The 21,753-nt window shown below is 67.2% G+C and carries 19 protein-coding genes; 13 read left to right on the top strand and 6 right to left on the bottom strand.

What is annotated here, in order from left to right; translation table 11 throughout:
* The first annotated feature begins 83 nt into the window (after nt 1-83).
* The 7 genes from HHL08_RS25340 to HHL08_RS13330 all read left to right on the top strand — a co-directional run bounded on the left by HHL08_RS25340 (nt 84) and on the right by HHL08_RS13330 (nt 8,497).
* Nucleotides 84-731, top strand: coding sequence for a hypothetical protein (locus HHL08_RS25340; RefSeq protein ID WP_206377870.1), 648 nt, complete (start codon nt 84-86; stop codon nt 729-731).
* Nucleotides 728-2,368, top strand: a complete 1,641-nt coding sequence (locus HHL08_RS13305) for an SUMF1/EgtB/PvdO family nonheme iron enzyme (protein ID WP_169573633.1) — start codon at nt 728-730, stop codon at nt 2,366-2,368. The genes HHL08_RS25340 and HHL08_RS13305 overlap by 4 nt, the downstream gene beginning before the upstream one ends.
* A 62-nt stretch (nt 2,369-2,430) precedes the next feature.
* On the top strand, nt 2,431-3,342 hold the full coding sequence (locus HHL08_RS13310) for a hypothetical protein (protein WP_169573634.1): 912 nt from the start codon (nt 2,431-2,433) through the stop codon (nt 3,340-3,342).
* Nucleotides 3,343-3,367: 25 nt separating this feature from the next.
* Nucleotides 3,368-4,912, top strand: a complete 1,545-nt coding sequence (locus HHL08_RS13315; protein ID WP_169573635.1) for a C1 family peptidase — start codon at nt 3,368-3,370, stop codon at nt 4,910-4,912.
* Between the two features lie 8 nt (nt 4,913-4,920).
* Nucleotides 4,921-7,059: a RyR domain-containing protein gene (locus HHL08_RS13320; RefSeq protein ID WP_169573636.1), complete on the top strand. Its 2,139-nt coding sequence runs from the start codon at nt 4,921-4,923 to the stop codon at nt 7,057-7,059.
* Entirely contained in the window at nt 7,047-7,814 is a 768-nt protein-coding gene (locus HHL08_RS13325; RefSeq protein ID WP_169573637.1) for an ABC transporter permease, read from the top strand. The genes HHL08_RS13320 and HHL08_RS13325 overlap by 13 nt, the downstream gene beginning before the upstream one ends.
* Nucleotides 7,811-8,497, top strand: coding sequence for an ATP-binding cassette domain-containing protein (locus HHL08_RS13330; protein ID WP_169573638.1), 687 nt, complete (start codon nt 7,811-7,813; stop codon nt 8,495-8,497). Before HHL08_RS13325 ends, HHL08_RS13330 begins: the two co-directional genes overlap by 4 nt.
* Here HHL08_RS13330 and HHL08_RS13335 read toward each other — a convergent pair.
* The 5 genes from HHL08_RS13335 to HHL08_RS13355 all read right to left on the bottom strand — a co-directional run bounded on the left by HHL08_RS13335 (nt 8,455) and on the right by HHL08_RS13355 (nt 15,400).
* Complete coding sequence (locus HHL08_RS13335; RefSeq protein ID WP_169573639.1) at nt 8,455-9,060, bottom strand: ABC-type transport auxiliary lipoprotein family protein; 606 nt, start codon at nt 9,058-9,060, stop codon at nt 8,455-8,457. The two genes, HHL08_RS13330 and HHL08_RS13335, sit on opposite strands and share 43 nt — an antisense overlap.
* Nucleotides 9,057-10,046: an MlaD family protein gene (locus HHL08_RS13340; RefSeq protein ID WP_169573640.1), complete on the bottom strand. Its 990-nt coding sequence runs from the start codon at nt 10,044-10,046 to the stop codon at nt 9,057-9,059. Before HHL08_RS13340 ends, HHL08_RS13335 begins: the two co-directional genes overlap by 4 nt.
* Before the next feature lie 55 nt (nt 10,047-10,101).
* On the bottom strand, nt 10,102-13,683 hold the full coding sequence (locus HHL08_RS13345) for a hydantoinase B/oxoprolinase family protein (protein WP_169573641.1): 3,582 nt from the start codon (nt 13,681-13,683) through the stop codon (nt 10,102-10,104).
* Between the two features lie 162 nt (nt 13,684-13,845).
* Nucleotides 13,846-15,003, bottom strand: coding sequence for an FAD-dependent oxidoreductase (locus HHL08_RS13350; protein WP_169573642.1), 1,158 nt, complete (start codon nt 15,001-15,003; stop codon nt 13,846-13,848).
* 88 nt (nt 15,004-15,091) lie between these two features.
* Nucleotides 15,092-15,400, bottom strand: coding sequence for a hypothetical protein (locus HHL08_RS13355; protein WP_408021779.1), 309 nt, complete (start codon nt 15,398-15,400; stop codon nt 15,092-15,094).
* Between the two features lie 129 nt (nt 15,401-15,529).
* Here HHL08_RS13355 and HHL08_RS13360 point away from each other — a divergent pair, with 129 nt between their 5' ends.
* From HHL08_RS13360 to HHL08_RS13375, 4 genes are all read left to right on the top strand, one after another.
* Nucleotides 15,530-16,774: a putative DNA modification/repair radical SAM protein gene (locus HHL08_RS13360; RefSeq protein WP_169573644.1), complete on the top strand. Its 1,245-nt coding sequence runs from the start codon at nt 15,530-15,532 to the stop codon at nt 16,772-16,774.
* 74 nt (nt 16,775-16,848) lie between these two features.
* Entirely contained in the window at nt 16,849-17,199 is a 351-nt protein-coding gene (locus tag HHL08_RS13365; protein WP_169573645.1) for a hypothetical protein, read from the top strand.
* Between the two features lie 74 nt (nt 17,200-17,273).
* Nucleotides 17,274-17,738 (top strand): hemerythrin domain-containing protein, encoded by a 465-nt coding sequence (locus HHL08_RS13370; protein ID WP_169573646.1) that lies wholly within the window; start codon nt 17,274-17,276, stop codon nt 17,736-17,738.
* A gap of 158 nt (nt 17,739-17,896) precedes the next feature.
* Nucleotides 17,897-19,306 (top strand): UdgX family uracil-DNA binding protein, encoded by a 1,410-nt coding sequence (locus tag HHL08_RS13375; RefSeq protein ID WP_169573670.1) that lies wholly within the window; start codon nt 17,897-17,899, stop codon nt 19,304-19,306.
* Between the two features lie 154 nt (nt 19,307-19,460).
* Here HHL08_RS13375 and HHL08_RS13380 read toward each other — a convergent pair whose 3' ends face one another.
* Nucleotides 19,461-20,018 carry an outer membrane protein gene (locus HHL08_RS13380; RefSeq protein ID WP_169573647.1) on the bottom strand — a complete coding sequence of 186 codons (558 nt, stop codon included), beginning with the start codon at nt 20,016-20,018 and terminating at the stop codon, nt 19,461-19,463.
* A gap of 314 nt (nt 20,019-20,332) precedes the next feature.
* Between HHL08_RS13380 and HHL08_RS13385 the strand changes: the two genes are divergently transcribed.
* Nucleotides 20,333-21,013, top strand: a complete 681-nt coding sequence (locus HHL08_RS13385) for a peptidase (RefSeq protein ID WP_169573648.1) — start codon at nt 20,333-20,335, stop codon at nt 21,011-21,013.
* Complete coding sequence (locus HHL08_RS13390) at nt 21,013-21,711, top strand: hypothetical protein (protein WP_169573649.1); 699 nt, start codon at nt 21,013-21,015, stop codon at nt 21,709-21,711. The genes HHL08_RS13385 and HHL08_RS13390 overlap by 1 nt, the downstream gene beginning before the upstream one ends.
* Nucleotides 21,712-21,753 lie beyond the last annotated feature (42 nt).

Here is a 21,753-nt window from a genome sequence, read left to right on the forward strand (position 1 = left end):
AAGGTAATTGGGGCAATAACTATATCTTGACTCGGAGCGGACAAATGGCCGTGTTGCGTTGCACTATAGTGGTTGCTTCCTTTATGCTTTTTGCAGGCGGAGCAGCAAACGCTCTGGCGCAGGCGGATAACGGTCCGCCGCCCGAAGAGGCCCCTACGGAAGGCGCAGCGGGCCGTGGCGTACGCATATTGCCGCCGGAACCGCCCGCGCCCAAGCCTGTTGCACAAGAGCCACAAGCACCACAACAACAGGCAGTCCATGCCATCCCTCCCGCCCCCGTCGCCGCCCCCGGCCGGAAGGTGCCGGTCGCCGCTGCGCCCGTCGCCGCTGCACCGGTCTCCGCGCCCGTACTCAAGGCCTGCGACCGTCCCGTGGCCAAGCCGACGCTGCGCTTTACCGATCCCGCGCGCTTCGATGGTGCGTTGAAGGGCAAGCTGCGCCGTGGCCGCCCGGTGGTGGTCGATCTCGACACGCCCTATCCCGCCGACAATGAAGCGCCGTTGCCGCTGGGCGCTTGGCTCAATGAGGTCAAGCAAAGCGGCGGCACGGTCAGCGTCGCGCCCTATTGCCAGAAGGGGCGCGGCTTTGGCGGCTTCTTCGCCAAGCTGTTCGGCGGCGGCCCGGCCGAACCCTATAAGGCCGCGCGCCGCTACGACGCGGTGCTGCATGTCGACGCGGTCGACCAGGTTGTGACCCAGGTCGAGTTCGCGCCGCGCAAGGCGACAAAATGAGCCGTCCACATCCGGGGCGCGGGCGAGAGGGCGGGCGCGGCCTGATCCGCGCGCTGGCCGCCGTCTGGGCGCTGACGTTGTTGGCGTTGGCCGGTCCCGCGCGCGCGGCGGAAGAACCCCGACTGGCGCTGGTGATCGTCAACGGCGCCTATCAGGCCTTCGACAAGCTCGGTTCCACCTATGCGGACGGCGACAAGGTCGCGACCGCGCTCAACGCCACCGGCTTCACCGACGCCAGCGGGGACGGCCCGGTGCAGGTGCGGCGCGACCTTTCGCGCGACGCGATGTTGCAGGCGGTCGCCGATTTCCGGGCGAAGCTGGCCGCCGCCGGTCCCAAGGCGTTCGGCACCCTCTATTTTTCCGGCCATGGCGCGGCGCTGGGCAGCTATGGCGACGTCATGCTGCTGCCGGTCGATGCCGGCCGCGACCTCACGCCCGAAAGTGCGACGCTGACCCGTGCGGCGCTGACCCATAATCTGCTGGGATCGGGCGCGAAGACGGTACTGATCGTGCTCGACATGTGTCGCAACGTCCTGCCTGCGCCGCCGCCGTCGCTGACCCAGATGATCGCCGCGGAAACCGGCACCGAAGCCAGCGCGGTGGGCGAATTGGCAGGCAGCAAAGGACTGCGCCGCATGGTCCGCGCGCCCGCCGCCGCGATCCGGCCGGATCAGGGCTATCTGGTGGCCTTTTCCACCAGCGCCGACCAGGTCGCCTTCGACGACGGCATCTTTTCCAAGGTGCTGGCCGAGGAAATCCGCCGCCCGCAGCAAAATATCGCCGATGCGCTCAAGCGCGTGTCGGACCGTGTGGCGCTGTCGTCGGGCAAGAATTTCCAGAAGCCGACCTTCGACTATGGCCTGCAAGGCGCGCCGCCCTGCTTCATTTCCTGCGACCGGGCGGCGAGCGATCGTTTCTACGATTGCGCCAACTGCCCCTGGATGCGGGCGATCCCGGCCGGGCTGACACCATTCGGATCGCCTGCGTCGGAACCGGGACGCGGCGGGGACGAGGCGGTGCAGGCCGACATGAAGATCGACCGGCCCTTCGCCATCGGCGTCTATGAGGTGACGATCGCCGAATGGAATGCCTGCGTGCGCGATAATGCCTGCACGAAGCTGGGCAATTGGTCGAAGGACAATCCCAATCCGCTGATCCCGGCGACCGACATCAGTTATGAGGACGCGCAGGCCTTCGTCGCCTGGCTGACCGTCCAATCGGGCCGCCCCTATCGCCTGCCGACCGAACAGGAATGGGAATATGCCAGCCGCGGCGGCGCGCCGTCGGCCTTCCCCTGGGGCGACGACATCGGGCCATCGATGGCCAATTATGATCATACCGCCCGCTATCACGGGTCGGATACCGCGCCCTATCGCGGCTATCCCGAAGCGGTGAACAGCTATCCCGCCAACAGTTTCGGCCTGAACCAGATGCAGGGCAATGTGTGGGAATGGACGTCGGGTTGCACCGACACATCCTGCCGCGCGCGGATCATACGTGGCGGATCGTTCGAAAGCGCGCCCGATGCGCTGCGATCGGCCAATCGTTTTACCGTACCGCCCGGCAAACGCCGGCAGGACGCCGGTTTGCGCGTCGTGCGCGACCTGGAACCGGACGAAATCGGGGGATCGTCCTGACGACAATTTCATGAGGGTTTGCGCCGGGGGTGGGACTTCGGCGCATGAAGAGGGGAATATCGATGAACAAGTTTCTGATCGCGGCCACGGTGGCGGCGCTGGTGCCGGGCGCGGCTTTGGCGTCGCCTTACTATTCGACCATCGGCAGTCCGAACAGCCTACAGCATACAGCGGTCACGACCGCGCTCAATCTCAACGATCTCGACTATGACGATGATCCCGATACGCCGGGTTTCGACATGGAGGGCGACGCGGACACGATCGGCGGCGCGTTCAGCTATTGGGGTTCGGCGGGGACGGAGGGCCAGCGCTACGAACTACGCTATCAAAAGGCGTTTCGTCCTTCAGAAGGCAGCCGCGCCCGCATACTGATCGACCCGATCCTCAACGTCCTGCACGTCAATGACGGCCAGACCGCAATCCTGGGCACGCTGTCCACCGGCGTCGAAATTCCGGTCCAGCCTAACTGGCTCATCACTCCGCGCGTGGCGTTCGGCGCGACTGACAATGATGGCTATTTCGGCGCCAGCAGCGAAGTGCTGACCCTGTCGGCCACCAGCCGCTACAAGATCGCGCAGGTCGGCCGCGGCGACCTGACCATCGGTAATATGGTCGGGTGGACCACCACCACGGACATCGGCATCGGCAAGAAGCTGCCCTTCTATTTCAAGGAGGATGTCTGGTCGTTCCGCAACGGCATCGCCTATCAATTGCCGTTCAAGGGGCGGATGTTCGGCGGGCGGCAGGGTTCGATGCGCGCCAGCTACACCTGGACCAAGCTGACCGGCGATCCGCAATCCTATGAAAATGTGCATGAAGCCGCGCTGAGCGTGGGCATCCGCACCCGCGAGGCGGAACAGAAGAGTCGCGCCGAACAGCTGCGCATCGGCCTGATCTACACCCATGGCACCAGCAGCTTTTCGCATGATTTCGATTTTGACGCGGCGACGCTGACCATCGGCTATCGTTTCTAAAACAGCTATTCGGGAGGAACGGGTGATGACACGTCGTCTCGTTACATGGGGCAGCGTTGCGCTGCTGGCGCTTTCGGGCGCAGGCATTTCGGCCCAGCAGAGCGACGACGCGCTGTTCATGACCGGGGCGGAGCCCGTTTCTCCCGAAGACTATGCCAAGCTGCCCAAACAGGGACGTTTCCGCGCCTATCTGCCCAAGCAGGTCGACCTGTCCAACGCCTATCCCCCGCCCGGATCGCAGGGGCCGCAGCCCAATTGCGTCGCCTGGGCGACCACCTATGCCGCGCGCACCTTCCTGAACTTTCGCGACAAGACTGTGCAGCCGGACAATCCGGCCGACCAGATGAGCCCGGCCTATGTCTATAACCGGCTGCGCCCCGCAGGATCGCCCTGCACCGGCACGATCAGCATCGTTCAGGCGCTGACCCTGCTGAAAAATGAAGGCACGGTCAGCCTGGCCGAATTTCCCGATGACATGACCAAATGCGCGATCCCCGCGCCCGATGGGCTGAAAACCAAGGCGGGCAATTTCCGCCTGCTCGACTGGCGCGCGGTCGATCGCGAGGTCAAGGACGACTGGCGCACGCCGATCATATTGGACGACGTCAAGGGCGCGCTCGCCCGCGGCGCGCCGGTGATCTTTGCCATGCCCGCGCCCGCCGATTTCAAGGCGTTTCGCGGCGACGGCGTCTATAGCCGCGTGGCAAAGCCGGACAAGGCCAATTATCACGCCATGGCGATCGTGGGCTATGACGAGGATCGTCAGGCGCTGCGCATCATGAATAGCTGGGGGCCGATCTGGGGCGACAAGGGCTATGCCTGGATCGACTATGCCACCTTCCGGCTGCTGACCGGGGAAGCCTATTCGCTCGAAGCGCCGGTCGCCCCGGCCGCGCCCGGCGCGCCACCGCCGCCCCAGCGCAGCAATGCCCAGATCTTCGCCGATCAGGCAGCGGCAATCCCCTGCGGCGCGGTGTCGGTGCAGGGCAAAAGCGTCTCCGGCTTTTCCGGCGATCTGAACGCCATCGCCGCATTGCGCGAGGCGGCGGCCAATGCCGATCCGGCGATGAAGGTCGCCGTCCGCCACCTGCCCTGGCCGCAATGCGAGGCCGCGCTGACCCTGGCCGCGGCGATGGCGCGCGATGGCACCAGCATCGTTGCGCTGACTGCGGACGGCCAGGATCGGGACGGCGACCCCGTGGTGATGAAGGAGAATGAGATTTTCGGCGTCAGCGCGACGACGAGCGCGGCGCGGCCCTATCTCAGCATCATCTACCTTCAGGCCGACGGCAGCGCGGTCGAGTTGCATCGCGGCCATCCCGAACCCGACCGCAAGGGCGTGCGCCGCGTCACCATCGGCCTGTCCCAGGCGGCGCAACGCTATCAGGTCGCGCCGCCCTTCGGCCCCGAACTGATCGTCGCGCTCGCCTCTGCCAAGCCGCTGTTCGGCGATGACGAAGTGGTGAACGGCACCGAGCGGCAGTTCCTGACCAGGTTGCGCGCCAAGCTGAACAGCAGTCAGGGTGCAGGCGTGGCCGCCGCCTTCGTCCGGCTCCAGACCAGCAACTGACCCCGGCCATGGCGGGCCAACCGAACAAGGGTAAGCCCAAGGCCCGCGGGGGCCTGCGCTTGCCGCCGGTGGCACCGGTCGTGCGCTTCGGCGCGATGTTCCTGGCCTTCCTGCTGGGCACATGGGGTTTCGCGCAGGCCTATGCAGAGGCCCGCATCGCCTCGACCGTCATGCAGGACGCTATGCGCGCGATGCGGCTGATCGTCGGCAGCTTTCCGCAGGTGCTGGAGGGGCGCGACCTGCCGCTGGCGCTCAACATCGCGCGCTGGGCGCTGCCGCTGCTGACCTTCTGGTCGACGGCGGCTTTGGCCTGGGAGCAATTGCGCAACCCGCTGCGGCTGGCGCTGATCCGGGCGCGGGGCGAACATCTGGTGATTGCGGGCGACGAAAGCGGCGGGCTGGCCGCACAGGCGGCGCGCGGCGCGCTGGCCGACGGACGGCGCGTGCTGCTGTGGCCGCAGGACCGGCGCACGACCTGGATCGCCGACGCGCTGGAGGCAGGCGCGGCGGAGGTGGAACAGGGCGTGGCGCAGGAGAGCGCCGCCGCGCTGGCGCTGGACAAGGCGCGCGCGGTGCTGCTGCTGTCGCGCGAGGCACGCGGCAATATCGCGCTCGCCTCCGCCCTATTGGCGCAGGCGGCGGCGGTGCGCCCGGCGGGCGACCCGATCGACATCATCCTGCGTGTCGATGACCTCGACCTGCGGCGCAGCGTCGAGCAGCGGTTCGAGCATGGCGACCGGCGGACGGCGCGCGTGCGGCTGGCGGCGCTACCCGACATTGCCGCGCGGCAGCTGGCGCTGGCCCGGCCGATCGACGGATTCAGCCGCGAAGGGCAGGCGGGGCGCGGGGTGCTGGTGATCGGCTTTACCCCGCTGATCGAACGCTATGTGCTGCGCACGCTGGCGGGCGGCCATTATCGTGATGGCGGCAAGCCCGTCTTCGCGATCCATATGGCCGACGCCGCGCAGGGCGAGGCGGCGTTTCGCGCGCGCAGTCCCGGCGCAGACGCGCTGTCGCCGCTGCGCTTTGTCGAGGCGCGGCCCGACCCGGCGCGGATCGCCCCGCTGATCGACGCCCATGTCGCGACGCTTGGCGAGCCGGTAGCGATCCTGATCGACCTGGACGACGACGACCGCGCGCTGGCCGTCGCATTGGCGGTAGATGCCCGCTATCGCGCCGCCGCCCTGCCCGCCCCGCCGATCCATGTGCGGATGGCGGGCGCGCACGACCATCGCGTCGGCGCAGGGATTTTCCCGTTCGGCGGCTTGGCCGACCTCGCCGATCCCGACATGCTGTTGCAGGACCGGCATGATGCGCTCGCCCGGTCGATCCATGATTTTTATCTGGAAGGTCGCTTTGCCGAAGGCGAGCGGATCGGCGTGCGCGCGTCGATGCAGGAATGGGAGGATCTGCCCGAAAGCTTCCGCGACGATAACCGGCTGGTCGCCGACTGCTATCAATTGAAACTGCGCGACATCGGTGCGCGGCTGGTGGAGGGCGGCGGCCCATCGCTCAGCCTTTCCCCCGACGAACTGGAGGAATTGTCGCGCGCCGAACATGATCGCTGGATGGCGGCCAAGCTGGTGCAGGGGTGGACCCATGGCGCGGTGCGCGACGATGCGCGGCGGCTGCATCCCGACATCGTGCCTTATGATGACCTCAGCGAAGCGATCAAGGATCTGGACCGGGAGCAGGTGCGGATCATGGCGCGGCTGCTCAGCGCATCGGGCCGGCGGGCGCTGCGCACGCTGACGGTGGCGCTGTTGCCGGGCGGCGAGGATGCCGCGCCCGATCCGGCCGCCTTGGTGGCGGCATTGCGTGCCCAATATCCCGACCGCGCGCCTATCTTTGTCGGCGATCTGGCCGATCGCTGGTCGCGTCATGTGCTCACCGCGCTACAGGCGCAGGGAGAATTGGTGCAACTGGCGTTGGCCGGCCATGTGCAGGCGATCCTCGATCCGCTGCCGACCGGCGAAGCGACCGCGGCGGCGGCGCTGGTCCAAGGCGCAGACGCGATCTATGCGGGCGGCACGACGGCGCTCGTGGTGCGCACCGATCTGCTGCTGGCGACCGATCCCAGCCCCGATCCGCGCGCCATTCGCATCGGCCCGGACGGTGCGATCGGCCGCGCGCCATGGACGCGCTGAAAGGCGGACCCAAGCTGATCGCCGCGATCGGCGCGGGGGCGTGGCTGACCGTGCGCGCAGCGACCGGCATGGGCCGCCGTATCATTGCGGGCGACGCGCTGGCCCAGCGGCAATTGGCGGACGGCCTGCCGCTGCATGTCTGGCGGCCGCTGCGCACCCTGCTGCCGCTGGCCGCGCTGGCCGGGATCATCGCGGGCATCGGCGCGGCGCGGCTGCTGGCGCTTTATAATGCCCAGATTCCGGTGCTGGGCGCGCTGGCGGAGATTTTGCTGCGCGACATCGTGCCGCTGCTGGTCGGCCTGTTCGCCTGCGGCAGCGTGTCGGTGGCGCTGTCGTCGCGGCTCGGCGCGATGGCGCTCAACCGGGAGATCGATGCGCTGGAGGCGCTGGGGCGCGATCCGGTCGCCCATGCGCTGGGGCCGGCACTGGCCGCGGTACTGCTGTCCGCGCCGATCCATATGCTGCTGGGCGGCATCGCCGCGGTGATCGGCTGCGGCGTCCCGCTGGCGCTGATCGCCAATGTCGGCTGGCCGCTCTGGTCCGGCTTCGCTTTCTCCCATGATGCGGCGGGCGCGATGCTGACCGGCATGGCCAAGCTGCTGGTCTATGCGCTGATCGCCTTTGGCGTGGGCAGCGCGGTGGGGGCAAAGCCGGTGCGGTCCCCCGCCGATATCGGCCGCCGCGCCACCACCGCCTTCACCGCCGGATTGCTCGGCATCTTCAGCGCGGCGGCGCTGTGGACGGCTTTGCTATGAGCGCGCTGCTGGCGTTCGAGGGGGTGAGCCTGGTGTTGGGCGGCACGCGGCTTTTGGATCAGGTCGACCTTGCCATCGAAGCCAGCGATCGGGTCGCGATCCTGGCGGACAGCGGCGCGGGCAAGAGTTGGCTGCTGCGGCTGGCGATCGGGCTGGCCCGTCCCGGCAGCGGCACGGTACGCTTGATGGGAACGGCGATGGAGGACGCCGCGCCGGACACCCGCCGCCTGCTGCGCGCCCGTTGCGGCGTGGCGATGCAGGGCGGCTCGCTGCTGGGCGACCTCAGCGTCGAGGAGAATATGCGGCTGGCGATCGGCAGCAGCGATCGGCGCGCGGGGCGCCGGATCGACCGGCTGCTGCTGGACTATGGGCTGGAGCAGTCGGCGGCGACCCGCGCCGATGCGCTGTCGATCGGCGAACGGCGGCGCGCGGAACTGGCCCGCGCCTTCGTCCGCGATCCCGAATTACTGGTGCTGGACGAGCCGTTCGAGGGGGCCTTTGCGCGCGCCGACATGCTGGAGGCGCAGGTGCGGCGGCGGATCGTGCCGCAGGGCCGGGCGCTGCTACTGCTGACGCAGGATCGCGCGCTCGCCGGGCAGCTGTGCGAGCGAGTCTATCGGCTGGAGCGTGGTCGCCTGATTCAGCAGGATGCGGCGGTCACGGTACCCGACGCCACATCCTGAACGAAAGCGGCGACCGCCTGTTCGATCGCGCCCTGGAAGGCGGCGGCGCGGACGGTGCCGGCGGCCGACCCAATTGGCCGGGTCGCGCAATAGCGGCCGGCCCAGATCGCCTTACCCCCTCCCGCCTGATTTTGCGCGACCTGCGTCACGTCGAACGAAACGACCGCCTGCGCGCCATGCGCCGCGCTCACTTCCTCGAACCGGTCGAGCGTCGCCACCACGCGCCGGTCGGCGGCGAGCGCCAGCGACGGGCCGGTGACGGTCGCAAACCGGCTGCGCAGCCCGGCGACCAGCGCACGGGCCAGGCTGTCGGCGGGCGGCTCTTCCCAGAAATAGGTGGCCGCCTGATGGATTTCGCCGGGCGCTGTGGCATCGACATAGGCGTAGCGCATGCCCCCCGACAGGCCCCGCGCCTGCACCGCCGCGACCGTGAAGCTGGGGGCGGCGATCGGCTGATTGGGCGCAAAGGTCGGGGATAGCCGCATGGTGACCGGCGCATCGCCCGCCTTGAGCGCAGCGCAGGCGGGCAGCGCACAGAGCAGCAACAGGACGATCGGCTTCATTTCTCTCCTCCCGGCGGCGGCGGATCGGCGTAGCGCTGGCCGCGGATCGCATAGGTGGGATCGCCCGCCAATCGTTCGCTGAGCGCCCCCAGGCTGCTGCTGGTGCGTTCCAGATTGGCGCTGGTCGCCACTAGGGAGGCCGACGCGCCCTCCAATATCCCGCGCACTTCCCCGGCGCTGCTTTTGCCCTCCGCCAGCAACCCGGCGATGCTGGCCTGATTCTGCGCCACCAGCGACCGGGTTTCGCGCAAGATGCCGTTCAGCGCCGCGACGTCGATTTCGGACGCACGTCCGGTCGCCTGCCGCACATGCGACAGGGTCAGGGCGATGTCGCCCCGGCCCGGCGTAAAGCTGCGGTCGAGCTGGGTGCTCAGGCTATTGAGCGCGGCGAGCGTTTGCGTGGCGTTGCGGGCGACCTGCGCCATGTCGACCGCCGATCCGTCACCCTGCAACATGCCCGACAATTTCTGCGCCATGGCGTTGGCGGTGCGGGCGACATTGGCCGCCTCCCCAATCGCGAGCGCGGCGGTTTCGAAAAGGTCGACGGGGCGACGACAGCCGGGCAACGCACCGGCGGCGTCCCGGCCCGGCACCGGATCGCAGCCATAGGCGCGGCGCGCGGCGGCACATTGGGCGCTGCCGGTTTCCAGCGCCACCAGTTCGATGCGCGGCGCGGTGAGCGGATTGGCCGAGGCGACGGTGGCGAAGGAACAGGGTGACGGCTGCCATTTGCGGTCGATGCCCATGGCGACGGCGAAGGTGCGGCTTTGGCGGTTGAGGTCGATCGACCGCACCGCCCCGATCGGCGCGCCGCGGAAATAGACCTGGACGCCCGGCGACACCCCTTCGACATCGTCCAAGGTCGTGGCGATCACCCGCTGGCGGAAGAGGGGATCGGGCACGAGCGCCAGGATCGCGACCACGCCCAAGGCGAGCAGCGCGGCCCCCAACCCCCATCTGATCTGCGTCGTCGAGTCCGGCGTCATGCCCCACTCCCCCTGTGACAGAACAGACCTGCGCGGGGCGCTTGTCAAGCAGCGATCAGGCCCCTCCGAAACCGCCGCCGCCCGGCGTTTCGATGACGAAGGCGTCCCCCGCGCGCAGCGATGCCGTAGCGGTGGGGCCGAGCGGCTCGATGCTGCCATCGGCCCGCTCCACCCGGTTACGCCCGACGTCCCCCGGCGCGCCGCCATCCAGGCCGAAAGGCGGCACGATGCGGCGGTTCGACAATATACCGGCCGTCATGTCCTCCAGAAAGCGCACCCGGCGCAGCGCGCCATTGCCGCCATGGTGACGCCCCGCCCCGCCCGATCCGGCGCGGATCGAAAATGCCTCCAGCAGCACCGGGAAGCGGGTTTCCAATATTTCGGGATCGGTCAGGCGGCTGTTGGTCATATGCGTCTGCACCACGTCGGCACCGTCGAAATTCGGACCGGCGCCGGAGCCACCAGCGATCGTCTCATAATATTGGTGGCGATCATTGCCGAAGGTGAAATTGTTCATCGTCCCCTGCGCGCCTGCCATGACGCCCAGCGCCCCGAACAGCGCGTCGGTCACTACCTGGCTGGTTTCGACATTGCCCGCGACCACGGCGGCGGGATAGCGGGGGCGCAGCATCGATCCTTCGGGGACGAGGATGGTGATGGGCTTCAGGCAGCCGTCATTCATCGGCACCGCCTCATCGATCAGGGTGCGCACGACATAGAGCACGGCGGCGCGCACGACCGAGACGGGGGCGTTGAAATTGCCCGGCAATTGCGCGGAGGAACCAGCGAAATCGATGGTCGCGGCGCGGGCGGCGCGATCGACATGGACAGCGACATGGACAGTTGCACCGCTATCCATGGCATAGGTGAAATAGCCGTCGGACAGGCGATCGATCAGGCGGCGGACGGCGGCTTCAGCCTGGTCCTGTACATGGCCCATATAGGCCGATATCGTTTCGATACCGTAACTATCACTGATGTGGCGCAGCTCGTTCGCCCCCTTGGCGCAGGCGGCGATCTGGGCGGAGAGGTCGGCGATATTCTGGTCGATGTTGCGGGCCGGCCATCGACCCGATGCCAGCAAATCACGGATCACCGCTTCCCGAAACACGCCGCGATCGACCAGCAGGATATTGTCGAGGACGACGCCCTCCTCCTCGACGGATGTGCTGCCGGGCGGCATCGATCCGGGGGTGATGCCGCCAATATCGGCATGATGACCGCGCGCCGCGACGCAGAAGCTGGGCGCGTCGCCATGCACGAACACCGGCATGACGACGGTAACATCGGGCAGATGCGTGCCGCCATCATAGGGCGCGTTGAGGGCATAGACGTCGCCCGGCTGCATCCCGCGCCCGTCGATGGCCGCGCCGTCCGCGCCCAAACCGCGGCGGCGCATGATCGTGCGGATGCTGTCGCCCATGCTGCCCAGATGCACCGGCATATGCGGGGCGTTGGCGACCAGATTGCCCGCCGCGTCGAACAGCGCGCAGGAAAAATCGAGCCGCTCGCGGATATTGACCGAGGAGGCGCTATGCTGGAGCGCGGCGCCCATTTCCTCCGCTATCGCCATGAACAGCCCGCCCATCACCTCCAGCCGGACCGGATCGACCACGCCAGCGTCATCGCTGTCCGGCCGGACGCGCGGGATGTGGCGGGTGAGGATGAGGTTGCCATGGCGGTCGACCTGCGCGCGCCAGCCAGGTTCGACCGCGGTGGTGGAGACGGGATCGATGATGAGCGCCGGGCCGTCGATGACGCTATCGGCGGACAGGCCGGCGCGGTCGTGGACGGGCGCTGTGTCGCCGGCATAGTCGACATGGGCCAGCGGCGGCGCGGCCTGCGCCGCGATGGCCGCGATGCCGTCCATCGCTTCGTTAGCCGACGCGATCGCCTCCACCCGCGCCATGTCGACCAGGATGCGGCCCTTGCCCGCAAAGCCGAAACGCGCCTTATGCTGGGCCAGGAAATCGGCGCGCATGGCGTTCACCTCCCCCAGCGGCACGTCGAACAGGCTGTCGGTGCCGTCATAGCGCAGCCGCAGCAGCGTTTCGATCCGGTCGGCCTGCGGCAGATCGGCGCGGGCGTCGGCGGCCAGATCGGCGATCGCCACCTCCAGCCCATCGTCGCCTGGTCCATTTTCCCTTAAGGGCAGCGCGATCGTCCGCTCCCGCACCGCGCGCCGATCGGCCAGTCCCATGCCATAGGCGGACAGCACGCCGCCCAGCGGATGGATCATCACCCGGTCCATCCCCAGCGCGTCGGCGACCAGGCAGGCATGTTGCCCGCCCGCCCCGCCGAAGCTCGCCAGCGTATAGCGCGCGACATCATGACCGCGCGCGACCGATATGCGCTTGATCGCATTGGCCATGCTGGCGACGGCAACGGCGATGAAGCCCTGCGCGGCGTCGCGGGGGGTCATGGCGCGGCCGCTTTCGGCCTCTACCTGCGCGCAGAGGGTGGCGAAGCGCGCCTCCACCGCCTCCACGTCGAGCGGCTGGTCGCCATTCGGGCCGAACAGGGCGGGGAAATGATCGGGCTGGATCTTGCCCAGCATGACGTTGCAGTCGGTGATCGTCAGCGGCCCGCCGCGCCGGTAGCAGGCCGGGCCGGGCACCGCGCCCGCGCTTTCCGGGCCGACGCGGAAACGGCCGTCCACGAAGGAACAGATGGAGCCGCCGCCCGCCGCTATGGTGTGGATGCGCATCATCGGCGCGCGCAGGCGAACGCCAGCCACCCGCGCCTCATTGTCGCGCTCATATGTCCCCGCATAATGCGACACATCGGTCGATGTGCCGCCCATGTCGAAGCCGATGACTTGCGCGAAGCCCGCCTGCTCCGCCGTCCGCGCCAGGCCGACGATGCCGCCGGCCGGGCCGGACAACACCGCATCCTTGCCCCGGAACAGCGCCCCGTCGGTTAGGCCACCGCTCGACTGCATGAAGAGCATGTCGGCGCTTGCCCCCAGCGCATCGCGCAAGCCATCGACATAGGTGCGCAGCACCGGCGAGAGATAGGCGTCGGCCAGCGTCGTGTCGCCGCGCCCGATCAGCTTGATGAGCGGGGCGACGTCATGGCCGGCGCTGATCTGGGTGAAACCGATATCGGCCGCGATCCGCGCCAGCGCCGCTTCGTGCGCAGGATAGCGATAGCCATGCATCAGCACGATCGCGACAGCGCGCAGCCCCCGGTCATAGCCCCCCTGCAACGCGGCCCGCGCCGCGCCTTCGTCCAGCGCCACGCGCACCGTGCCGTCGGCCATCAGCCGCTCGTCAATCTCGATCACATCGGCATGGAGCGGATCGGGCAGGCGGATGCGGCGCGCGAACAGGTCCGGCCGTTCCTGCGTACCGATGCGGATCGCGTCGCGAAAACCGCGCGTGATCGCCAGCAGCACCGGCTCGCCCTTGCGCTCCAGCAGCGCATTGGTGGCGATGGTGGTGCCGATGCGCAGGGCACAGGGCGGGATCGGCCCATCATGCGCGCCAGTCAGCCGGCGCACGGCTTCGACCGCCGCGTCTGCATAGCGTTCCGGATCGCTCGACAGCAATTTGGCGGTGTGCAGCCGCCCATCCGGCGCGCGCGCCACCACATCGGTAAAGGTGCCGCCGCGGTCGATCCAGAATTGCCATGTCATGAGGCGGTGATGGCGGCGCGAGGGTGGAATGGCAAGAGAGGGGCTTGGGGCTGCGACAACCCACCCGGCTGCGACTACCGCGCTACGCGCGCAAGTCTCGCTGCCCTTGACCAGAGTCGCGTGCCTCAGGTGAACGCAAGCGGGAAGGGATTTCTTGTGGCCCTACGCGCCTTTGCCGTCCGCCCAGAATTGCGCGAGTTGCCGCACCGACGCGTGCGCTGCGGGGTAATCCGGCTCCTCGTTGGCGTCATTATAGCCGAACCATTCGTCCACCCCGACCTCCTGCACGACGATGCCATCGCGCCGGGCGAGCATCGACAGCGTGCCGTAATAGACGCCGTAGGTCGCGCCCGCCTGCGGGATCAGCCAGGCGATCTGGCCGCGCACTGGCACGATGCTCTCGTCCCGCCACAACGCGCGGGCACCATAGCCGGTGCAGTTGATGATCGATTTCTGGCGCAGCTTCATGACGTCCTGGGGTTCGTGCAGTTCCATCGGCACGACCTTGCCCCCCGCCAGCCGGAAATCGGCCATCAGCTGATGCGCAAGGTCGGCGACGTTGAAGGTCAGGCCGCTACCGCGCCGGGCATAAGTCGGGCGGAAGGGATGGGTGCCGGGGGCCAGCTCGACCGAGCGCGGGGTGATGTCGGCCAGCCGCTGTTCGAGGCGGAGGAAATCGTCGGGATGATCGGTCGTCGGCGCTTTCGGCTCCGCTGCCCCGAAAGGCGTGTCCGACAGCATGTAGCGGTCGGTCCATTCGACCGGGTCGCCGGGCAGGCCGAGATAGCTCTGGTGCATGGTGAAGGCCGCGCGGGCCATCGCTTCCCACCTGTCGCCGAAGCCCGGATCGACCGCGTTTTGCATGGCGATGCGGCTGTCAGGCGTCCAGCTGCCGGTCGCGCGGGCGGAGCGGACATAGGGGAATTGCTCCTTGGCGTAGATGGTGACATCCGCCCCGGCGCGCTGGGCGGTCAGCGCGGCGGTCAGGCCCAGCGCGCCCGCACCTATCACCGCGACGTCGCGCACCCCGTCCGCCAGCGCCATGCCGACCGCGACCTGCGCCGATCCCCAGGACAGCGACCAGCCGCTGCCGCCATGGCCGTAATTATGGACGACCCGCTTGGACCCGACCCGCTCCACCTCGATCCGCGGCCCGGCGGCGCGAAAGGGGCGCAGGCAGGCGGTGACGCGAAACAGGCGATCGGGGGTCGCCCGGATCGGCGGCGGCAGGGTATCGAGACTGGCCGTGCGGCCCGCGCTCGCCAGCGACAGCGCCGCCATGCCGCCCATGCCTCGGCCCAGAAATGCGCGCCTGTCCATTCGCCTGTCTCCCTGTTCGCTTCGCCATTTCGTATAACGAACGATGCAGGCCGAGCCGCAAGCAATGGCAGATAGCGCCGGTTGGCGATCAGTTGCCTTCGGCGTCGACCGTGAACACCATCGGCTTGCCACGCGATCCGGGTTCCCAGCCCGCCTCCAACGCGGCGCGGATGCCCCGCGCGATCATCGCATCGTTGATTTGTAGCCGGCCGCGCTGCAACCCCTTGAGCAGGCGCTTGGGCGGGGGAAATTCCAGCAACGCCCCGCGCTGCATATCCTTCTGCAACAGCGCGATGGCCATGCCCTTCCAGCCGTCGATATCACTCCACTGCGGCTCGCGCCGCAATTCCCATTCATATGTGAAGCCGTCGACGTCGACGGAACCGGTGCTTTGCATGGCGACGCGCATAGCATGGTTGGCTCCCCGCGCCACCCCTGTTGCCCCATCCCCTGCCGCCCCTGTCCCTTGGACCAGAGTTGATCGAAATCATGGACAAGCGCATCACGCGAACATATCAGGAACGATATGGCCCAGCTTTCCACCCGTTCGAAACTCGAAATCCTCGCCGATGCGGCCAAATATGATGCGTCCTGCGCCTCGTCCGGCACCACCAAGCGCGACAGCCGCGGGGGCAAGGGGATTGGATCGACCGAGGGCATGGGCATCTGCCACGCCTATGCGCCCGACGGCCGCTGTATTTCGCTGCTCAAGATTTTGCTGACTAACAGTTGCATCTTCGACTGCCATTATTGCATCAACCGCCGGTCGAGCGATGTCCGCCGCGCGCGCTTCACCGCGCAGGAGGTGGTGGACCTGACATTGAGCTTCTATCGCCGCAATTATATCGAGGGGCTGTTCCTCTCGTCGGGCATCATCCGCTCGTCCGACTATACGATGGAACAGATGGTCGAAGTGGCGCGGTCCCTGCGTGAAGATCATCATTTCCGCGGCTATATCCATTTGAAGACGATACCCGACGCCGACCCGGCGCTGATCCACCAGGCGGGGCTTCATGCCGACCGGCTGTCGATCAATGTCGAGCTGCCGACCGAAAGCGGGCTCAAGCGCCTCGCCCCGGAAAAGGACGGGGTGCGGATCGAAGGGGCGATGAGCCGGCTGCGCAGCGACATGGAGGATGGGCAGGACGCCCGCCGCAAATATAAGAGCGCGCCGCGCTTTGCGCCCGCGGGTCAATCGACCCAGATGATCGTCGGCGCGGACGCGGCCGACGACCGGGCGATCATCGCGCGGGCCAGCAGCCTCTATGACCGGCACAAGCTGCGCCGCGTCTATTACAGCGCCTTCTCCCCCATTCCTTCGCCCAGCGCGGTGCTGCCGCTCAAGCGCCCGCCATTGCTGCGCGAACATCGGCTCTATCAGTCCGACTGGATGATCCGTTTCTATGGCTATGATGCCAGCGAAATCGCCGCGGCGACCGATGCGGCGACGGGTTGCCTGCCGCTCGATATCGATCCCAAGCTGGCCTGGGCGCTCAACCATCGCGCCACCTTTCCCGTCGACGTCAACCGCGCCCCGCGCGAGGCATTGCTGCGGGTGCCGGGACTGGGGGTGAAGGCGGTGGACCGCATCCTGATGAGCCGCCGCCATCGCCGCCTGCGGCTGGACGATGTCGCGCGCCTGACGACATCGATCAAGAAATTGCGCCCGTTCCTGATCGCGTCCGACTGGCGGCCCTTGGCGCTGATCGACAGCGCCGACCTTCGCGCGCGGGTCGCCCCGCCCGCACGGCAGCTCGATTTGTTCGCCTGAACGCGGATTTCGGGTTGATTGAGGCTGCGACTCGTGAAATTCTGTCGTCAGGGTCAAGCAAGGAGTTCTGGGCTTTGGCGACGACGCTCGGCAATCATACACATCAGCGCAAGGGTTTTGCGAAGCGGATCAGCACGCATCTGGCCGCGGCGCTGGTGGTCTTCTGCCTGCTCCAGATCGGCATCGTCGCCAAAACGGGCGGCTCGCTCGTCCTGCATCTGGGCGTCATCGTTGCGATCGGCGGCTATGCCGTGGCCGCGCGCGGGCTGGAACGGCGCTGGCAGATGCTGGAACGGGGCGGCCTGCCGGACAGCGGCCTTGCCGTGCGCTTCCGCCGCGATGTGGTGCAACTCTGGGCCGCCAGCCTGCTGGGTGCCTTGCTCTGGGTTCCGGTCGCAATCATCTTCCGCTTTCTGTTCGGCTAAATATCGGTCGGCTTTTTGGCGGGAGCCAATTGCTCCGCCTGTCGTTGTCTGTCCTCGGAAGAGGAGGACCAACCATGGCCGACGCCAATATTTTCGACCGCCTGAAGCAGGATCACGACACCCATCGCGCGCTGTTCGCCAAGATAGCGGACGCCGCGAAGGACGAAAAGCAGCTGGAAAAGCTGTTCGACCAGTTCAAGGTGGAAGTGTCTGCCCATGCCGCCGCGGAGGAGGAAACCCTCTACGCCACCATGCTGGCCCGCCCGGACCTGCGCGAGGATGCGCAGCACAGCGTATCCGAGCACAAGGAAATCGACGATTATCTCGAAGAGCTGGACGAGCTGAAATTCAATGGCGAGGCGTGGCGCAAGAAATTCGCCGAAATGAAGAAACGCTACCTCCACCATATCGAGGAGGAAGAGGAGGAGATGTTCCCCGACGCCGCCAAGGAACTGACGGCGGACGAAGAGGACAAGCTGGGCAAGCTGTTCGCCAAGCGCAAGCCCGCCGAGCTGGAGCGCGCGCAAGCCGAAGATTGATATCAGAACGCGATGATGCTGGTTCATAACGGGTTCCCCGGCGAGGGCCGGGGTCCAACACGCTATCGGTTGCTATCAACGCATCTTAAATCAATGCACCTTGGTATGAGCGGTGCCATCACCTTGTCGGATGGAAACAGCCGATGAGGTCGCCGACCATATACCGGGTCGCGCTGACCACCCCGGACGATTTCGACGGCTGGCGGGCGGCGGCGCGGCGGCTGGCGATGCAGGGCGTCGATACCGCCAATATCGTCTGGCAGGTGGGGGATGCAGGGGGCGATCTGTTCGGCGACGCGCCCCTGCCCCCTGACCGACCCAGCTCAGGCTTTTCCGTGGCCCGCGCCTTTGTCGATCTGGCCCAAAGCGCGATCCTGCACAGCGATCCCGAACGCTTCGCCCTGCTCTATGCGCTGCTGCGCCGGTTGCGCGATCGACCGGGGCTGATGGAGGACAAGGCCGATCCACTACTGCGCCGGGTCGATATGCTGGCCAAGGCTGTACGCCGCGACATCCACAAGATGCGCGCCTTCGTGCGGTTTCGCGCGCTGGAAGACGACGCAGGCCCGCGCTTTATCGCCTGGTTCGAACCCGATCATCATATCGTCCGCGCCAACGCGGGCTTTTTCCTGCGCCGCTTCGCGTCGATGCGCTGGTCGATCCTGACGCCGGAGGTCAGCATCCACTGGGATGGCGACGTCCTGGCCGAAGGGCCGGGCGCCAGTCGCGGTGACGCGCCCGCCGACGACCCGGTCGAGGAGATGTGGAAGGGCTATTATGCCGCGATCTTCAACCCGGCCCGGCTCAAGACCGGGGCCATGCTGTCCGAAATGCCCAAGAAATATTGGCGCAACCTGCCCGAAGCCGCGCTCATCCCCGCGCTTGTCGCCGGCGCGCAGGCGCGCGAAGCAGCCATGATCGCGACCGCGCCGCTGCCGGAAAAGGCGCCGCCCAAAAGACAGGGCAATAGCGCGACCGTCTGGGCAGCCATCCGCAACGAGGCGATGACCTGCACCCGCTGCCCGCTGCACCGGGACGCCACCCAGACGGTCTTTGGCGAAGGCCCGCTCGACGCGCCCCTGCTCTTCATCGGCGAACAGCCGGGCGATCAGGAGGATCTGGCCGGGCGGCCGTTCGTCGGACCGGCGGGGCAGTTGTTCGACCAGGCGCTGGCGGATGCGGGCGTCGACCGATCGCGCGCTTACGTCACCAATGCGGTGAAGCATTTCAAGTTCGAGCGGCGCGGGAAGCGCCGCCTGCATCAATCGCCTGATGCGGGCGAGATCGAGGCGTGTCGATGGTGGCTGAGCCAGGAGATCGACCTGGTCCGACCGCGCGTCATCGTTGCGCTGGGCGCGTCGGCGGCTCGCGCGATGCTGGGCAATGCGGTGACGATCAGCCGGACGAGGGGTCAGGCGATTGCGCTGGCGGGCGGTGCGGAAGGTTGGGTGACGGTGCATCCGAGCTATTTGCTGCGCCTGCCGGACAAGGATCGCCGGGCGGAGGAACAGGCTCGCTTTGTCGAAGACCTGCGCGCTATCGGGACGCGGCTGAAGGCACTGGCCTGAACGCGCTGACCTGAATGCGCTGGCCTGACAGGCAGGAATGCGGAACGGCTACAGTCCAAGGAAGCCGTTCCGCACCCCAACTTCCGTTCGGAAGCTGAGTTTAAGACGGGGCGAGCCGTATCGGCCCGCCCCGCCTATGCTTGAATAGTGGCGATTAGAATTTCGCGACGACGCCCGCCATCGGGCGGATCGAATGGAAATCGCCGGTCGTGTCGGCCTGCACGCGCAGGCGGATATTGCTGCTCTGGGCCGAACCGCCCATGTCAGCGGGCGACAGTTCAACGCCCGCGCCATAGGTCATGCCGTGATAGTCGCGGCTATCCTTGCCCAGGGCGTCGAAATTGGTCCACTGATATCCGACCTTGGTGAAGATCATGCTGTCCTTGCCCGCTTTCACGCCGACGCGGCCTGCCGCGCCATATTCCCAGTCGATATCGCCCGACACGCCCTTGGACGCGGTGCCCTCGACACCCAGGACCAGCGGCCCTGCGACATTGACGTTCACGCCCGCCACGCCTTCGACCATGCGGCCCTTATAGCCGACCGGCGGGATGCCTTCCTTGCTGGTTTCGCTGTCATAATTATGCACGCCGCCCATCACGCCGACATAAGGTTCGATGCGGCGGGTGGACGAACCGGCGTCATCCTGCGCGATGGCGGCGGCGGGCAACAGGAACGCGGCGGCGGCTGCCGAAAAAAGCAGTGTCTTCATGGGAGTGACCCTTTGTCTATTGTGGATTTGTTGAGCGGCGGTGTGGACCCGCCGGGCCGACGCGGCGCTCAAAGCGGCTGCGATCGACACGGGAAGAATGACCGGACCGGCCGGAAGGTTTCCTGCATAATCTACAAAAGCCGGTCGAAAGGCGATTATGTGGCGGAAAGAACACGCTTTCTGTCGCCCCGATGAACGAAAGCCGACTTTTCTGAACCTGCGATAAACGCTGGCTCAGAAAGGATAATCCATTCACAACCAATTCAACCGGGCCGCGTTACGCAAGGTATCAGATGGAGATGAGGAGAAAGGCGATGACGGGCATCCGACATCGGTTCCTGGCAGTAATCGGACTTGCAAGCGCACTGGCCCTGGGTGGTTGCGCCTATGATGACGGCTATGGCTATGGCGGCGTAAGCGTGGGTAGCGGCTATTATGGCAATGGCGGCTATTATGACGACGGCTATTATGGGCAGTCGGGCTATTACCAGCCTGGCGGCTATGGCGGCTGGTACGACAATTTCTACTATCCGGGCAGCGGCTATTATATCTATGACCGTGGCGGCCGACGCCATCGCTGGAATGACGGCCAGCGCCGCTATTGGGAAGGCCGCCGGGCCGAGCGCGGCGACGATGGTCGCTGGCGCGGCCGGGATCGCGATGGCCGGGATCGGGATCGGGACGGCAACCGCCACGGCAATTGGCGCGATCGCGATCCTCGTCCGGGCAATGGCAACGCCACCCGGCCGCCGCGTCCGCCCCAAGGGAACGAAAATGGCGGCAATTGGGGCCGGGGTCAGAATGACGGCCAGGGTCGCGACCGTAACCAGTGGCGCGGCAATGGCGGCAACCGGCCCGACGGCGCACGGCCCACGCCCCAACCGGGCCTGCGCCAGCCCCAGACCCGGCCGCAGGTGAGCCAGCCGCGCCCGCAGCGCGATTGGGGTGGTGGCGGACGTGGACGTGAACCGGCAGCACGGGTCCGCCCGAACTGATGCGGACAGCGACGAAGACCGCCGCCCTGCTCTGCCTCCTGCTCGTCGCGGCCTGCGACGGGCGGGAGGAAAGCGCGATCGACAATATCGCCAATGGTGCCAATGCGGCGCAGGTGGAAAATAACGTCCGCAGCGAAGCGATGGCGGTGATGGAGCCGCTTAATCCCCCCGCCCCCGGCACGCCGGGTGGTCTGCCCGTCGATCCCGCCCCGATCGCAGAAGGATCGATCGATCCCGACAGCGCGCAGGGCGCGGCGCAGGTGGTGCAGGGCTATTATGGTCTGCTGGAAGAAAAGCGGTTCGAGGATGCGCAGGATCTGTGGAATCCGGCCGGCGCGATCGGATCGCAGGATGACGCGCATTTTGCCGCGCGCTTCCGCGGCTTTGGCGAAATCCATGCCAATGTCGGTGCGCCGTCCGAACCGGAAGGGACGGCGGGATCGACCTATGTGACGGTGCCGGTGCAGGTCTATGGCCGCATCGCCGCCAACGGCCATCCCTGGCATGTGCTGCGGCAGGTCGTGTTGCGCCGGGTCGATGACGTCCCCGGATCGACGCCGGAACAGCGCCGCTGGCATATCGAAGCGATCGGCCCCTGGCAGCCGCCGGCAGCTACGCCCGATGCGGCTAACGGCGCGGAAACGGCCCAGGCCATTTCGATGACGGATGGGATGGCGAAACGACGGCAGGGCAATTAAATTGGTTGCATCCGTTCGTCCTGAGTAGACCAGACTAGCGTT

Origin of the sequence: Sphingobium psychrophilum (genome assembly GCF_012927105.1) — a bacterium.
Taxonomy (GTDB): domain Bacteria; phylum Pseudomonadota; class Alphaproteobacteria; order Sphingomonadales; family Sphingomonadaceae; genus Sphingobium; species Sphingobium psychrophilum.

What these genes read in the sequence shown, in the direction of transcription:
- HHL08_RS13380 (WP_169573647.1), bottom strand. Translation starts at nt 20,018, where the DNA reads ATGAAGACACTGCTTTTTTCGGCAGCCGCCGCCGCGTTCCTGTTGCCC.
- HHL08_RS13330 (WP_169573638.1), top strand. Translation starts at nt 7,811, where the DNA reads ATGAGCGCGCTGCTGGCGTTCGAGGGGGTGAGCCTGGTGTTGGGCGGC.
- HHL08_RS13385 (WP_169573648.1), top strand. Translation starts at nt 20,333, where the DNA reads ATGACGGGCATCCGACATCGGTTCCTGGCAGTAATCGGACTTGCAAGC.
- HHL08_RS13355 (WP_408021779.1), bottom strand. Translation starts at nt 15,400, where the DNA reads ATGCAAAGCACCGGTTCCGTCGACGTCGACGGCTTCACATATGAATGG.
- HHL08_RS13345 (WP_169573641.1), bottom strand. Translation starts at nt 13,683, where the DNA reads ATGACATGGCAATTCTGGATCGACCGCGGCGGCACCTTTACCGATGTG.
- HHL08_RS13350 (WP_169573642.1), bottom strand. Translation starts at nt 15,003, where the DNA reads ATGGACAGGCGCGCATTTCTGGGCCGAGGCATGGGCGGCATGGCGGCG.
- HHL08_RS25340 (WP_206377870.1), top strand. Translation starts at nt 84, where the DNA reads ATGCTTTTTGCAGGCGGAGCAGCAAACGCTCTGGCGCAGGCGGATAAC.
- HHL08_RS13325 (WP_169573637.1), top strand. Translation starts at nt 7,047, where the DNA reads ATGGACGCGCTGAAAGGCGGACCCAAGCTGATCGCCGCGATCGGCGCG.
- HHL08_RS13310 (WP_169573634.1), top strand. Translation starts at nt 2,431, where the DNA reads ATGAACAAGTTTCTGATCGCGGCCACGGTGGCGGCGCTGGTGCCGGGC.
- HHL08_RS13360 (WP_169573644.1), top strand. Translation starts at nt 15,530, where the DNA reads ATGGCCCAGCTTTCCACCCGTTCGAAACTCGAAATCCTCGCCGATGCG.
- HHL08_RS13335 (WP_169573639.1), bottom strand. Translation starts at nt 9,060, where the DNA reads ATGAAGCCGATCGTCCTGTTGCTGCTCTGTGCGCTGCCCGCCTGCGCT.
- HHL08_RS13315 (WP_169573635.1), top strand. Translation starts at nt 3,368, where the DNA reads ATGACACGTCGTCTCGTTACATGGGGCAGCGTTGCGCTGCTGGCGCTT.
- HHL08_RS13390 (WP_169573649.1), top strand. Translation starts at nt 21,013, where the DNA reads ATGCGGACAGCGACGAAGACCGCCGCCCTGCTCTGCCTCCTGCTCGTC.
- HHL08_RS13340 (WP_169573640.1), bottom strand. Translation starts at nt 10,046, where the DNA reads ATGACGCCGGACTCGACGACGCAGATCAGATGGGGGTTGGGGGCCGCG.
- HHL08_RS13305 (WP_169573633.1), top strand. Translation starts at nt 728, where the DNA reads ATGAGCCGTCCACATCCGGGGCGCGGGCGAGAGGGCGGGCGCGGCCTG.
- HHL08_RS13320 (WP_169573636.1), top strand. Translation starts at nt 4,921, where the DNA reads ATGGCGGGCCAACCGAACAAGGGTAAGCCCAAGGCCCGCGGGGGCCTG.
- HHL08_RS13370 (WP_169573646.1), top strand. Translation starts at nt 17,274, where the DNA reads ATGGCCGACGCCAATATTTTCGACCGCCTGAAGCAGGATCACGACACC.